15 protein-coding genes are annotated in these 13538 nt (G+C 73.4%); 8 read left to right on the top strand and 7 right to left on the bottom strand.

Annotation, left to right across the window (positions count from 1 at the left end; all coding sequences use genetic code 11):
- Window positions 1–188 precede the first annotated feature (188 nt).
- The 3 genes from AF335_RS29285 to thpR all read left to right on the top strand — a co-directional run bounded on the left by AF335_RS29285 (window position 189) and on the right by thpR (window position 2840).
- The gene (locus AF335_RS29285; protein ID WP_095580694.1) at window positions 189–626 is read left to right on the top strand and encodes a MarR family winged helix-turn-helix transcriptional regulator; all 438 of its coding nucleotides are present in this window, start codon (window positions 189–191) and stop codon (window positions 624–626) included.
- A 29-nt stretch (window positions 627–655) separates the two neighbouring features.
- A complete protein-coding gene (locus tag AF335_RS29280; protein WP_102921441.1) occupies window positions 656–2044 on the top strand; it encodes an MFS transporter in 1389 nt (462 codons plus the stop codon).
- Between the two features lie 232 nt (window positions 2045–2276).
- On the top strand, window positions 2277–2840 hold the full coding sequence (thpR, locus tag AF335_RS29275) for an RNA 2',3'-cyclic phosphodiesterase (RefSeq protein ID WP_102921440.1): 564 nt from the start codon (window positions 2277–2279) through the stop codon (window positions 2838–2840).
- A gap of 486 nt (window positions 2841–3326) precedes the next feature.
- Here thpR and AF335_RS29270 read toward each other — a convergent pair whose 3' ends face one another.
- The 3 genes from AF335_RS29270 to AF335_RS29260 all read right to left on the bottom strand — a co-directional run bounded on the left by AF335_RS29270 (window position 3327) and on the right by AF335_RS29260 (window position 5676).
- The gene (locus AF335_RS29270; protein WP_102921439.1) at window positions 3327–4322 is read right to left on the bottom strand and encodes an aldo/keto reductase; all 996 of its coding nucleotides are present in this window, start codon (window positions 4320–4322) and stop codon (window positions 3327–3329) included.
- Window positions 4323–4578: 256 nt separating this feature from the next.
- Window positions 4579–5268, bottom strand: coding sequence for a GDSL-type esterase/lipase family protein (locus tag AF335_RS29265; protein WP_102921438.1), 690 nt, complete (start codon window positions 5266–5268; stop codon window positions 4579–4581).
- A gap of 18 nt (window positions 5269–5286) precedes the next feature.
- Entirely contained in the window at window positions 5287–5676 is a 390-nt protein-coding gene (locus AF335_RS29260) for a VOC family protein (RefSeq protein WP_102921437.1), read from the bottom strand.
- Between the two features lie 390 nt (window positions 5677–6066).
- Here AF335_RS29260 and AF335_RS29255 point away from each other — a divergent pair, with 390 nt between their 5' ends.
- Window positions 6067–6675 carry a hypothetical protein gene (locus AF335_RS29255; RefSeq protein WP_102921436.1) on the top strand — a complete coding sequence of 203 codons (609 nt, stop codon included), beginning with the start codon at window positions 6067–6069 and terminating at the stop codon, window positions 6673–6675.
- A 91-nt stretch (window positions 6676–6766) separates the two neighbouring features.
- On the opposite strand, the gene AF335_RS29250 is transcribed toward AF335_RS29255, so the two are convergent.
- From AF335_RS29250 to AF335_RS29240, 4 genes are all read right to left on the bottom strand, one after another.
- The gene (locus tag AF335_RS29250) at window positions 6767–7198 is read right to left on the bottom strand and encodes a lasso peptide biosynthesis B2 protein (RefSeq protein WP_102921435.1); all 432 of its coding nucleotides are present in this window, start codon (window positions 7196–7198) and stop codon (window positions 6767–6769) included.
- Window positions 7195–7461, bottom strand: coding sequence for a lasso peptide biosynthesis PqqD family chaperone (locus tag AF335_RS29245; protein ID WP_102921434.1), 267 nt, complete (start codon window positions 7459–7461; stop codon window positions 7195–7197). Before AF335_RS29245 ends, AF335_RS29250 begins: the two co-directional genes overlap by 4 nt.
- 22 nt (window positions 7462–7483) lie before the next feature.
- Window positions 7484–7660: a lasso RiPP family leader peptide-containing protein gene (locus AF335_RS33865; protein WP_107503500.1), complete on the bottom strand. Its 177-nt coding sequence runs from the start codon at window positions 7658–7660 to the stop codon at window positions 7484–7486.
- 271 nt (window positions 7661–7931) lie between these two features.
- Entirely contained in the window at window positions 7932–9074 is a 1143-nt protein-coding gene (locus AF335_RS29240; RefSeq protein WP_102921433.1) for a serine hydrolase domain-containing protein, read from the bottom strand.
- A gap of 149 nt (window positions 9075–9223) precedes the next feature.
- On the opposite strand from AF335_RS29240, the gene AF335_RS29235 reads away from it, so the two are divergent.
- From AF335_RS29235 to AF335_RS29220, 4 genes are all read left to right on the top strand, one after another.
- Window positions 9224–10315: a TolB-like translocation protein gene (locus AF335_RS29235; protein ID WP_228773350.1), complete on the top strand. Its 1092-nt coding sequence runs from the start codon at window positions 9224–9226 to the stop codon at window positions 10313–10315.
- 117 nt (window positions 10316–10432) lie between these two features.
- On the top strand, window positions 10433–10993 hold the full coding sequence (locus tag AF335_RS29230; protein ID WP_102921432.1) for an RNA polymerase sigma factor: 561 nt from the start codon (window positions 10433–10435) through the stop codon (window positions 10991–10993).
- Window positions 10990–11982: a hypothetical protein gene (locus AF335_RS29225; protein ID WP_102921431.1), complete on the top strand. Its 993-nt coding sequence runs from the start codon at window positions 10990–10992 to the stop codon at window positions 11980–11982. The genes AF335_RS29230 and AF335_RS29225 overlap by 4 nt, the downstream gene beginning before the upstream one ends.
- A 305-nt stretch (window positions 11983–12287) precedes the next feature.
- Window positions 12288–13511, top strand: a complete 1224-nt coding sequence (locus AF335_RS29220; protein WP_102921430.1) for a beta-ketoacyl-[acyl-carrier-protein] synthase family protein — start codon at window positions 12288–12290, stop codon at window positions 13509–13511.
- Window positions 13512–13538: the final 27 nt, after the last annotated feature.

The raw sequence follows: 13538 nt of genomic DNA, 5'->3' as shown, positions 1-13538 counted from the left end.
GAGGCCGTGGAGACGGTGGGGGAGTACGGCCGGTAGTGGCGGTGGCGTGACGCAGCGATGCGGAAGCCACGAGTCCGCGTACAGTGGATGATCTTCTGGACGCCTCGGAAGGCGGTCGGGCACGGGGGCCCGGCCGCCTTCTTTTGTCTCACTTTATTTAGATCAGGTAATGAGTTAACCTAATGAACATGTCGGACCCGGACACCCAAGACAACACCGCCGCAGTGGACTCCCTCCGCTCCGGTGTCATGCGTCTGTCGCGTCGGCTCAAGCACCAGAGGGTCGACGAGTCGCTCAGCCCGACGGAGATGTCGGTGCTGGGCACCCTCGCCCGCTGCGGCACCGCCACCCCCGGCGAGCTCGCCCGCAAGGAGCACGTGCAGCCCCCGTCGATGACCCGCATCGTCGCCCTGCTCGAGGCCAAGGGCCTGGTCCGGCTGGAGCCGCACCCGGAGGACCGCCGCCAGAAGGTGGTCACCCAGACCGAGCGGGCCGAAGCCATGCTCGAGGAGAGCCGGCGCAAGCGAAACGTCTGGCTCACCGAACTGGTCGGGCAGCTCGACGAGGACGAGTGGGCGACGCTCCGCGCCGCCGCGCCCGTGCTCGAGAAGCTCGCGCACCTGTAACACCCACACAAGGAGGAGGCGAACCCACTTTGAGTACGGGACCCGGAGCAGACTCCGCACCCGCACCGAACACCCACGGCGACGACACCCGCACCACCGCCCTCACCGAAAGCCCCACCAAGAACAAGGGCGGCACCTTCAGCTCGCTCCGGATCCGTAACTACCGGCTCTTCGCCACCGGCCAGGTGGTCTCCAACACCGGTACGTGGATGCAGCGCATCGCCCAGGACTGGCTGGTCCTCGGCCTCACCGGCTCCTCCGCGGCCGTGGGCATCACCACGGCCCTGCAGTTCCTGCCCATGCTGCTGCTCGGGCTCTACGGCGGCGTCATCGCCGACCGCTACCCCAAGCGCCTGCTGCTGCTCATCACCCAGGTCGCCATGGGGCTCACCGGCCTGGCGCTCGCGGTGCTCACCCTCTCCGGGCACGTCGAGGTCTGGCACGTCTACCTCACCGCCCTCGTCCTCGGCCTCGTCACGGTCGTCGACAACCCCGCCCGCCAGGCGTTCGTGGTCGAGATGGTCGGCCCGGACGACCTGCGGAACGCCGTCAGCCTCAACTCCGCCAACTTTCAGTCCGCCCGGCTCGTCGGCCCCGCCGTCGCCGGCGTCCTCATCACCGCCGTGGGCAGCGGCTGGGCCTTCCTGCTCAACGGCCTGTCCTTCGTCGCGCCCGTCGTCGGGCTGCTGCTCATGCGGTCCTCCGAACTCCACAAGGTGGACCGGGCGCCCCGGGGCAAGGGACAGCTGCGCGAGGGCCTCCGCTATGTCGCGGGGCGCCCTGACCTGGTCTGGCCCATCGTCCTCGTCGGCTTCATCGGCACCTTCGGCTTCAACTTCCCGATCTGGCTCACGGCCTACGTCAATGACGTCTTCCACGCCGGCGCCGGGACGTACGGCCTGCTCAACACCCTGATGGCGGGCGGCTCGCTGGTCGGCGCCCTGCTCGCCGCCCGGCGCGGCAACTCCCGGCTGCGGCTGCTGGTCGGGGCCGCGGTGCTGTTCGGCGCCCTGGAGATCACCGCCGCGCTGGCGCCCAGCTTCTGGGTCTTCGCGGTGCTGCTGGTGCCGATCGGGATGTTCGGCCTGACGATCAACGTGACCGCCAACTCCAGCCTTCAGATGGCCACGGATCCCGCGATGCGGGGACGGGTGATGAGCCTGTTCATGATGGTGTTCATGGGCGGCACGCCCATCGGGGCCCCGCTCGTCGGCTATGTCACCGACGTCTACGGCGCGCGCGTCGGCTTCCTCGCCGGCGGCGTGGTCTCCCTGCTGGCCGCGGCGGGCGTGGGCATGGCCCTGGCACGGGTGGGCGGCCTGCGCCTGAAGATAGACCTGCGGCGCGGCCATACACACGTGGCGTTCGTTCCCCGCCAGCCTCTGCGGGAGCCGGCGGTGGCGACGACGGTGGCGTGACGCCGGGGCCGGGGCCGGGGCCTCGCCCCGGACCTCGGCCCTCAAGCGCCGGACGGGCTGGAAATCCAGCCCGTCCGGCGTTTGAGGACACCGCGCGGAGCGCGGAAAGGGGGCCTGGGGGCGAAGCCCCCGCCACGCGGCGGAGCCGCACATCGGATGCGGCGGGAAGGGCGGGGAGGGGAAAAAGCCCCGCACCCCCACCCGCACCCACCGGCCCCGCCACACTGACCCCATGCGACTCTTCGCAGCAGTCATCCCGCCCCAGCCCGCCGTCACCGAGCTGGCAGCCGCACTCGCCCCCCTCCACACCCTCCCCGGCGCCGACCGCCTCCGCTGGACCGAGCCCACGACCTGGCACTTCACCCTCGCCTTCCTCGGCGAGGTCGACGAGGCCCTGCTCCCCGGACTCACCGAGCGCCTGGCGCGGGCCGCGCACCGGCACCCGCCGCACACACTGCGCTTCGCCCGGGCCGGCCGGTTCGGCGACAAGATCCTGTGGGTCGGCGCCGAGGGCGAGCTGACCACCCTGCGCGACCTGGCCCGCTCCACCGCCGCGGGCGCCCGCCGGGCCGGTGTCGAGGCGGACGGGAAGCACCCCTTCCGCGCCCACCTCACGCTCGCCCGCGCGGCGGGCCCGGTGCACCTGGGCGCGTACACGGAGCACCTGGCGGACTTCACCGGCGCACCGTGGACCGCCGACCGGCTCGCACTCGTCCGCAGCACCCTCCCGGCCTCGGGCGTACCCGGCGAACGCCCCCGCTATACGACGGTGGCTTCCTGGGGGCTGGGTGGCTGAGCCCGCGGACCCGGCGGTTACGCTCAAGGGGTGGACCCCAAGACCAGGAACCGGATCATGACCGGTGTGCTCGCCGTGATGCTCGTCGTCGTCGCCGTGGTGTCGGCTGTGAAGTGATGTGGTGACGCGGGGGTGGGCGCCTGCGGCGGGCTTTGTCCCCGCCCCGCCCCTTCCCGTAACCGGGGCTGGCGCCCCGGGCCCCCGTTCCGCGCTGACGCGCGGTGGCCTCAAGCTCCCCCAGCTACCTCCCCCAGCTACCGCTGGGGGTGCCCCCAGGAGGTGCCCCCAGCCGGGCTGGATTTTCGCCCGGTCCGAGCTCGGCTTTTCGCCCGGTTCCGGGCAACAACTCAGCCCGTCCGGCGCTTGAGGACCGGGGTCCGGGGCAGAGCCCCGTTCGGGAAGGGGCGGGGTGGGGAAAAGGCCCCGCGCAGCGGCACCCCCCCCAGCCACCCGCACCCGCACCCACCCACCCCCGGCAGGTCACCGCTACCAGGCGAACGCCTCCGGCGAAGGCCCCGGGCCCGGGAAGATCCCGTCCAGCTCGGTCAGCAGCTCCTCCGACAGCTTCAGCTCGACGGCGCGCAGCGCCGAGGACAGCTGGTCGCCGGTACGCGGCCCGACGATCGGCCCGGTGACGCCGGGCCGGGTCAGCAGCCACGCGAGCGCCACCTCGCCGGGCTCCAGACCGTGCTTGTCGAGCAGGTCCTCGTACGCCTGGACCTGCTCACGGACCTTGGTGTTCGCGAGCGCGTCGGCCGACCGGCCGGACGCGGCGCGGCCGCTGCCGCCCTCCCGCTCCTTGCGGATGACGCCGCCGAGCAGCCCGCCGTGCAGGGGCGACCAGGGGATGACCCCGAGCCCGTACGCCTCGGCGGCCGGGACGACCTCCATCTCGGCCCGCCGCTCGGCGAGGTTGTACAGGCACTGCTCGCTGACCAGCCCGTACGAGCCGCGCCGCCGCGCCGCCTCGTTGGCCTGGGCGATGTGCCAGCCGGCGTGGTTGGAGGAGCCCGCGTAGAGGATCTTGCCCTGCTGGACGAGGACGTCGATCGCCTGCCAGATCTCGTCCCACGGCGTGGTCCGGTCGACGTGGTGGAACTGGTAGAGGTCGATGTGGTCGGTCTGCAGCCGCTTGAGGCTCGCGTCGACGGCGCGCCGGATGTTCACGGCGGACAGCCGGTCGTGGTTCGGCCAGTCGGCGCCGTCCGGGCCCATGTTCCCGAACACCTTGGTGCCGAGGACGACCTTCTCGCGCCGCCCGCCACCGCGCGCGAGCCAGCTGCCGATGATCTCCTCGGTGCGGCCCTTGTTCTCGCCCCAGCCGTAGACGTTGGCGGTGTCGAAGAAGTTGACGCCCGCGTCGAGTGCGGCGTCCATGATGGCGTGGCTGTCGGCCTCGTCCGTCTGAGGTCCGAAGTTCATCGTGCCGAGGACGATGCGGCTGACCTTGAGACCTGTGCGTCCGAGCTGCGTGTACTCCATAGTGGCCTAGCCAACGCCTTGGAGTGCGCTTGAGGCAAGGGTGCTTGTGGGTGACGGCGTGGCGGGGTGCGTGCGCCTGCGGCGGGCTTTTTCCCCACCCCGCCCCTTCCCGTAACCGGGTGCTTCGCCCCCGGGCCCCCTTTTCCGCGCTCCGCGCGGTGTCCTCAAACGCCGGACGGGCTGAAATTCAGCCCGTCCGGCGTTTGAGGACATTCGGGAAGGGGCGGGTAGGGGAAAACCCCCGCCGACCGCCAGGTCAGTCCCGCACAGGCTCGTACGGCCCCGCCACCCCCCACGCCTGATGCATCGCCCCCGCGAACGCCCCCGCCAGCCGATGCTCCCCCTCCGCGTTGGGATGCGTCCCGTCATACGTATCGCGGTCGATGTCCCACCCCTCCGGCGCGGACGCCAGCAGCAGCGGCGACGCCGGCGAGTCCAGCTCGGCGACCGCCTTGCCCAGCAGCTCGTTGAAGCGCTCGCACTGGGCGGCGAAGGGCGGGTCGTTGAGCGCCCGCACGTTGTGGATCACGGGCAGCAGTACCGCCCGGACGCGCGGATTGGCCTCGCGGGCGGCGGCGAGGAAGCGGTGGACGTTCTCGGCGGTCTGTTCGGCGTCGGTGTAGAAGCCGAGGTCGATCAGGCCGAGGGAGACCAGCAGGGTGTCGGCCTTGCCCGCCCGGACGGCGTCCCCGATCAGCGGGGCCATGTGCAGCCAGCCCTCGCCCCAGCCGGCCAGGTGCGCCTGGGCGCGGGCCGGGAAGGCGGGGTCGCCGTAGGCGAGCGAACCGGGCGCGTCGACGGAGGGGTCGTACAGCTCGGCGCGCGGCCCGACGATCTTGTAGGGGCCGCCGTAGGAGGCGTTGAGGTGCTGCCACATGCGGTACCGCCATGTGTAGTCACCGACGCTACCGATGGTCATCGAGTCGCCGACGAACATGATCCGCATACGGTCAGGCTATCGGCCTCACGGGGCGGGGTGCGGCCCGGCCGCCTGGAGCACGGACAGGACGTTCCCGGCGGGGTCCGTGAACCAGGCGATGGGCGGTCCTTCCTGCCGGAAGATCCCCTTCTCGTCCTGTTCGAACTGCTCGTACCGCTCGAAGCGGATCCCGCGCGAGGTCAGCTCTTCGACGGCCCGGTCGATGTCGTCGACGGGGAAGTTGAGGATGGTGAAGGTCGCGGGCGTGTGGCCGGGCTTGGGATAGACGAGGACCTCCGTGCCGCCGGTGATGTGCAGCGTCAGGAGCCCGTACTCCTCGGTGACCCGGAGGCCGAGCGTCCGGTGGTAGAAGTCCTTGGCGCGCTCGATGTCGTCCACGGCGAAGCCGCTGAACGCCTTGGTGTTCGTGAACATGGTGTCCGCTTCCTTCCTCGCGTGTGGCGGTGGTACGAGAGTGACCCGGGCGACAGCGAGGGGCAGTGTGAGTCCGGTGTGCCCGGTGGGGCGAAAGTGGCTGGTCCGGGCCGGGTTCCGTCGAGGGAATCGGGTTTGGGCCTTCCGGATGCGTTCACCCGTAAGAGTGACCCCGTATGGGTTTCGATGGGGATGCGGCGGGAGCACGCTCCTGGGCGAGCGATGTGCCCCGTACCCCGCGGGGAGCGGAGGGGGCGTACGCGCCCGTTCCTCTCCCGGAGCGAGCGGTGCGTGTGTGCCCCGGGCGCCCGGATCCCGTCCCATCCGGGCCTCGTCCCATCCGGACCCCGGCGCGACGCGTCGGGAGCCCTCCGATGAGAAGGATTCGCCATGATCTCGAAGTTGTCGGTTCCGAAGGCCCCGAAGGCCCCGAAGGCCCTGAAGGCCCCGCCCACCCCGCGCCGCGCCACCGCCCGCCGGCTGCTGGCCGGGGCGGTCGCGGCCGGTGCGCTCACGCTCACGCTCGCCCCGGCGGGTCCGGGCGCGGCCGCCGCCGACGGGCGGGTGGAGGGCGCCGGGGACGGTAAGGCCGCCGTCGCCCTGCGCTGCCACGGCTCCCTCCGCATGGACGTCAGGCCCGACGGCGCCGCCACCGGCGTCGGCCGGCTGACCTGCGACGCCCCCAGCCGCTCGCGGATCGGGTCCGCGACCCTGACGATGACGGGCCGGGCCACGGGCGGCAGCGGACCGGACGTGCTGACCACGACGGACGATCACCTCGTCTACAACACGGACGAGGTCTCCGACCTCACGTCGGACAGGACGTTCACCCGCGTCGACCCCGGCCGTACCCGGGCGAGGGAGACGGACACGGGCAAGGCCGTCCGCAATCTCTTCTCCCCGGCCCGGCAGGAGGGGAGCGGCAGCGGACGGGTCTTCGTCGGGATCGCGGCCACGTCGTGGTTCATCGACGACGTCTCGTTCACGCTGAACCGGTGACGGTTCCCGGCCGACTCCCGGCCGACTCCCGGCCGACTCCCGGCCGACTCCCGGCCGGCCCCCGGCCCCCGACCTCCGCCCCCGGGCGCCGTCACGGCCGCTCCCGGACCGCTCCGCTCGGCACGACCATGAGCCGGTGGAAGTAGCCCGGCGAGTGCGTCTCCCCGATGGGCAGGCCCGCCACCTCCACCCACGCGTGGGCGCGGAACGGACCCGTACGCACACCCGTGCACCAGTCCGGCCACACCCCGCGCATCCGGCACAGGAGCGCCGTGGCTATGGAGCGCTGGAGACAGCCCTCGCCCGCGCACCGCGTGCTCAGCCCGACGACGGCGCGCCTGGCCGCCAGGGCCTCCTCCGCCGTGGCGGGGGCCGCGCCGCGCCGGGCCAGCGTCAGGGCGCGGCGGATGCGGCGGGGCGGGAACAGGGTGAGCAGCCGGGCGGCGCCGACCGCCAGCAGGGCCGCCGGGCGGCGGCGGAGCGGCACGGGCTCCCGGGGCTCCGGGACCACCGGCCGACTCACGCGGTCACCACCAGGCGGGCTTCGGAGAGGGAGTTGATGAGCGCGGCCACGTCGCTGTTCGTCCGCTCGGTGGTCAGGCCCGGATAGCGCTCGGCGAGCGAGTGCGCCACCTCCCGTGGGGTGGCGCCGTCGAGCAGGGCGCGAAGCACGGTCGCTCCGGTGCCGTTGAGCTGCCAGTAGCGACCGGCGACTTCGTCGAGCAGCACCATTCCGTCCTCGGTGTCGGCGGCGGACACGTCGGGGTGCAGGGTGAGCACACTCATGGGGCTCCTCTCAGGTCGGTCCTCAGGGGGTCCCCGGCGTGGGTGCGGGGCTGCGGTTCGCGGCCGGGGGTCCGGCCAGGGCCCCGGTCCGGGGGACGCGGGCCGTGCCTCCGGCTTCCTCCGGTCCGCCCCGGGTGAGTTCGGCGAAGCGGCCGAGCTCTTCGAGTACGGGTGGCTCGTAGGTCTCGTGCGGCTTCATGGGCGGGGTCCCTTCGTTCGCGGGGGGGCTGGGGGAGGCTGTCCGCGGGGGGTGGGGATTACTCCGCGTGAGGTAGGTGGCCACCCGAAGGAGTGGCGGGTTTTCTTTCCCCAGCCCGCCCCTTCCCGAACTGGGGGCTGCGCCCCCAGCCCCCCTTCCGCGCTGACGCGCGGTGTCCTCAAGCGCCGGACGGGCTGATTTCCAGCCCGTCCGGCGCTTGAGGACATTCGGGAAGGGGCGGGCTGGGGAAAGGCCCGCCGCACCCTCACCCTCACCCCGCCACACACCCCCGCACAGCCGAAACCAGCAACGGCCCCCGAGGATCCTCCCCACCCACCATCCGGTTCGTCACATACGCGAAGCCGACCCCCGCCTCGTCGTCCCCCAGGGCGAAGTGCCCGCCCGCCCCCTCGTTGCTGAAGCTGCGTGGCCCCAGCAGCGGCACGCTCTCCGTCGCGACGTTGAAACCGCTGCCCCAGTGCACGCCCATGTCCGGGAAGCCCGACCACGAGGGCCCGTCGGTCCGTACGCGCAGGGCGTCGGTGAGGGTCTCCCGGCCGAGCAGCCGCGGCGAGCCGTCGACGCCGGTCGCGACCGCCGCGTAGAGCGTGGCCAGGCCGCGGGCGGACGACACCGCGCCCGTGGCGGGGATCTCGGCGGCGAGTACGGCGGGGGAGTTCCGGCCGCGCGGGTGGTCGATGCCGGGGAAGACGAGCGTCCCCTCCATCGTGAGGATCCGCGCGAAGAGGGAGTCGGCCGGGAGCTCCGGGTACGGTTCGGGCCCCTCGGCCAGGCGGGCCAGGCCCGGGAGTTCGGCTTCCGGGACGCCGATCCAGGTGGTCAGCCCCAGTCCGTCGGCGACGGCCGCGCGGAAGTGGGCGCCGGGGGTGCGGCCCGTGATCCGGCGGATCACCTCGCCGATCAGCCAGCCCATGGTGTGCCCGTGGTACTCGTGCGCGGTGCCGGGCTCCCAGTACGGGGCCTGCTCCTCCAGGGCGCGCACCACCGGCGTCCAGGCGAGGACCTCCTCGAAGGTCAGCGGCCGGTCGATGACGGGCAGCCCGGCGCGGTGGGCGAGGACCATGCGCGGGGTGATCCGCTCCTTGCCGTGCCGCGCGAACTCCGGCCAGTGGTCGGCGATCGGCGCGTCGAGGTCCAGTCGGCCCTCCTGCGCGAGGAGGTGGGCGCAGACGGCGACGATGCCCTTGGCGGCGGACAGGACGGGGACCGCGGTGTCCCGCTCCCAGGGCCGGCCGGTGCGCTCGTCGGCCGTGCCGCCCCACAGGTCGACGACCTTGCGGCCGGCCACGAACACGGTGACGGCCGCGCCGAGGTCGCCGTGGTCGGTGAAGTTCCGCCCGAACGCGTCCGCGACGGCGCCGAACCCCTCGTCGGCCCACCCGTTGTACTCCACCGTTCCCAGCCTTTCGTTCCGTTCGGCGCGCCGTGTCCCGTGTGGCGCGCGCGGTCACGATACGTGCGCGAGACAGCTTGTTCGAGCGATATTTCCCGGAGTTCCGGGGCGGGCCGACCGAGGGCCCGGGGGATGGCAGGCTTGGGGCCATGCGCCAGCCCTTCCCCGCCGCCGGAAACGGAACCGGTCGCCGCCCCGCCCGCCGGGCCGCCCTCGGACTCGTCGCGCTGGGCGCCGTCGGCACCCTCGCCGTCCTGCCGGGCCTCTCCGTCCTCTCCACGCCCGCCCGGGCGGCGGACGGGAACGGCGCTCCCAAGGCGTTCACCATCGAGGACCCCCGGATAAAGGAGTCCAGCGGTCTGGCCGCCAGCCGTGTGCACCCGGGCGTGTACTGGACGCACAACGACAGCGACGACGGTCCGTACGTCTACGCCGTGGACAGCCGCACGGGCCGTACGGTCGCGACCGTCACCCTCGACGGCATCGAGCCCCGGGATGTGGAGGCCATCTCCATCGGCCCGGACGGGGACATCTACGTCGGCGACATAGGGGACAACTTCGGCGGCCGGTGGCCGGAGGTGTGGATCTACCGCTTCCCCGAGCCGAAGACGCTGGCCGACGTGACCGTCACCCCCGTCCGCCACACCGTGCGTTACGACGACGGCCCGCGCGACGCCGAGTCGCTGATGGTGCACCCCAGGACGGGCCGGGTGTACCTGGTCAGCAAGAAGCGGTCCGGGAAGGGCGCCCTCTACGCCGGACCGGAGAAGCTCTCCGCGTCCGGGGTGAACACCTTCCGGCGCGTCGCGGACATCGACGTATGGGCCACGGACGGCGCGTTCTCGCCGGACGGCACACGGCTCGTCGTGCGGAGCTACTTCGACGCGCGCGAGTACCGCTGGCGCGACGGCCGCCCCGAGGAGATCGGCCGCCCCGGCGTACCGCTCCAGCGGCAGGGCGAGTCGGTCACCTTCTCCCTCGACGGGCGCACCCTGATGTACGGGTCGGAGGGGAAGCGGAGTTCGGTGCAGCCGATCGGACTGGACGGCGACCTGCTGCCGGACTCGGCCGCCGGGGCGGCGGACGGCGCGAAGAACGGCGGCGGGGCGTCGCCGGACGGGAAGTCCGGGGGCGGTACGGACGAGGGGGACCGCAACCGCAATCTCGCGGTGGGGGCGGGGACGTTCGCGGTGGCGACGTTGCTGGTGGTGTCGCTGCGGAGGCTGTTCCGGAGGAAGTGAGGACCGCGGGCCGCCGCGTCGTACGCGCCCGAATGCCCGGGTGCGAACGCTTTTGCGAGGTGGAGACAAGAAGGGGGTGGGGGCCGCGGAAGGCGTGGCCCGTGGAAGGGGAGGTCCGTGGCGACGGACGAGGAACTGCTGGCGCGCTCGGGAACCGACGCGTCGGCCTTCGAACCGCTCGTGGAGCGTCATTCGAAGGCACTGCACGGCTACTTCGCGCGCCGGGCGCCCGGCGCGGCGGACGATCTGCTGGCCGAGGCGTGGCTGCGGGCCTACGCGGGGCGCGGCAGCTACGACGCGGCCCGCGGGCCGGTCCGGGCGTGGCTGTTCGGTGTGGCCCGCAATGTGCTGGCCGCGCACTGGCGCGGGCAGGAACGGCCCGCGGCCGCCGCCGCGCTCGCCGGCGAGGCGAGCAGCGACCCGTGGCACGCCGTCGACCGGAGGCTGGACGCGGCGGCGGTCGCGCCGCTGATGCGCCGGACCCTGGCCGAGCTGCCGGACGTGGAGCGGGAGCTGCTGCTCCTGATCGCGTGGGAGCAGCTCAGCCCCACCGAGGCCGCGGCCGTCGTCGGCGTTCCCGCGGGCACGGCCAGGTCCCGGCTGCACCGGGCGCGCACCCGGCTGCGCGCGGCGCTCGTCCCCTCCGCCCCGCTTCCCCTGACAGGAGACCTCGCATGACCGGGCAGCAGGACATGAACGACAGGGATCTCCTCGACTTCCCCGGTGCCCGGCGGCTGAAGGCCGCGGGCAAGGTCGCGCCGCCCTCGGCGGACGCCGTCGCGGCTGCCTTGGCCGCGGTGCGTGCGGCGGCGGCCGGACAAACGGAGGAGGCCGGGCCGGCCGTTGAGTGGGAGCTCGAACGGGAGCCGGTGGCCGCGGTCGTCCCGGTACGGACGTGGCGGCGGCGCCTTCCCGTGCTCGTCTCGGCGGCGGCGGTCGCGGCGATCGCGCTGGGCGTCGCGTTCCAGCCCTGGTCGGGCTCCGGGGACGCGCAGGTCTCCCCGGCGGCGGGGCCCGCGGCGGCGTCGGAGCGGACGGGGGCGGCGCCGTACTGGAAGGTACGGATCCACCACTGGGGCCGGAGCACCGAGGGGCGGGACGAGTCGTACGAGACCGTCTGGCTGGGCCGGAGCGGCACCCGCGGGCAGTTCGGCGACGGTCCGGTCCGGGAGTACACCCCGGTGGAGATGGCGGGGACGGCTTACGTCATCAACCGCAATCCGATCATGTGGGACGAGCTCAAGAAGCTGCCCACCGACCCGGCGGCGCTGCGGGCCCGGCTCGTCGGGAAGGCCACCGGGGAGGAGGCCGAGGAGGGGCTCTTCGACGGCGTCGAGGAGCTGCTCGCCCGGTCTCCCGCCGAACCGGAGCTGCGGGCCGCGCTGTTCGAGGTCCTCACCGGGATTCCCGGGGTGCGGGTGACGGAGCGGGTCAAGGACAGCACCGGGCGCGCCGGCACGGCTGTCGACATGGACGCCGGCACCTGGCACCGGCGGCTGATCATCGACACCGGGGCGTTCCACACGCTGGAGTCCGTGGACACCGCGCGGAACGACGGCCTGAAGTGGGGAACGCAGGAGCTCCGGGCCGGGGACCTCCTCCACCGCACCACCTATCTCTCCGTGGGGCCGGTCAGGGAGGCGCCGGGGCTGTCCCCGAAGGGGTAGCGGACCCCTCGCGGACCCCTCGCGGGGACGGGCGGGGGAAACGGGCAGGGGAAACGGGCAAGGGCAAAGGGCAAAGGGCAGAGGGCAGAGGAAAGGGCAGGGGAAACGGGCAAGGGAAAGGCCCCTGCCCACCCCCGCGTCACCCGCCCGGTCCATAGCGGAACCCAACAATCTCCCCACCCCCGACTCCGTTGATCGTCCATCCCCGATCCCCGCCCTCCCCTTGGCACAGTGGACCCGAAGGCAGAAACCCGCACCACCCGCCACCACGGGTGAACTGTGCCGTCACCACAAGGGGGACCCCCATGACCGTCACCAGCGAACCCGTCGTCGTCACCGGCCTCGGCGCCACCACCCCCCTCGGCGGCGACACCGCCACCACCTGGCAGGCGATGCTGCGCGGCGAGAGCGGGATCCGGGTCATCGAGGAGGACTGGGCGGCGGAACTGCCCGTACGCATCGCGGGCCGCCTGCGCCAGGAACCGGGCGAGCTGCTGGACCGGGTGCGGGCCCGGCGGATGGACCGGTGCGAGCAGATCGCGCTGATCGCCGCCCGCGAGGCGTGGGCCGACGCCGGGCGGCCCGAAGTGGAGCCGGAGCGGCTGGCCGTGGTCATCGGCACCGGCACCGGCGGCGTCCTGACGCTGCTCGGCCAGGACGACGTCCTGGAGGCGTCGGGCGTACGGAAGGTCTCCCCGCACACCGTGCCGATGCTGATGGCCAACGGCCCGGCCGCCCACGTCAGCATCGAACTCGGGGCCCGCGGTGGCGCCCACACCCCGGTGAGCGCCTGCGCCTCCGGCGCCGAGGCGCTCGCCATGGGCCTCGACCTCATACGGCTCGGCCGGGCCGACGTCGTGGTCGCGGGCGGCACGGAGGCATGCGTCCACCCGCTGCCCATCGCCGGATTCGCCCAGGCCAAGGCCCACTCCACCCGCAACGACGACCCCGCGGGCGCCTCCCGCCCCTTCGACACCGGCCGCGACGGGCTCGTCATCGGCGAGGGCGCGGGCGTGGTCGTACTGGAACGCGCCGGGTTCGCGGCCGCCCGAGGCGCCCGCCCCCACGCGGTCCTCGCCGGCGCGGGCGTGACCTCGGACGCCCACCACATCACGGCCGCGCACCAGGACGGTCAAGTGCGGGCGATGCGCCTGGCCCTGTCGGCGGCCGGGCTGGCCCCGGCGGACATCGCGCACGTCCACGCCCACGCCACGTCCACGCAGCTGGGCGACCTCGTCGAGGCCCGCTCGGTGGCCGGGGCGATCGGCACCCACCCGTCCGTGACGGCCACCAAGTCGATGACCGGCCACCTCTTCGGCGCGGCGGGCGCGGTCGGCGCGATCGCGGCGGTCCTCGCCGTACGGGACGGGGTGGTCCCGGCGGTCCGCAACCTCGTCGAACTCGACCCGGAGGTCGGGCTGGACGTGGTCGCGGGGACACCGCGCCACGGCCGGGTCCCGGCCGCCCTGGCCAACGCGTTCGGCTTCGGCGGGCACAACGCGTCGCTGGTGTTCACGGCGGCGGGCTGAGCGGCTGGACTCCGGTTCCGCCGGGGC

It is taken from the genome of Streptomyces eurocidicus (assembly GCF_002891295.1).
Classification (GTDB): domain Bacteria; phylum Actinomycetota; class Actinomycetes; order Streptomycetales; family Streptomycetaceae; genus Streptomyces; species Streptomyces eurocidicus.
This window is presented reverse-complemented; position numbering and strand designations above follow the sequence as displayed.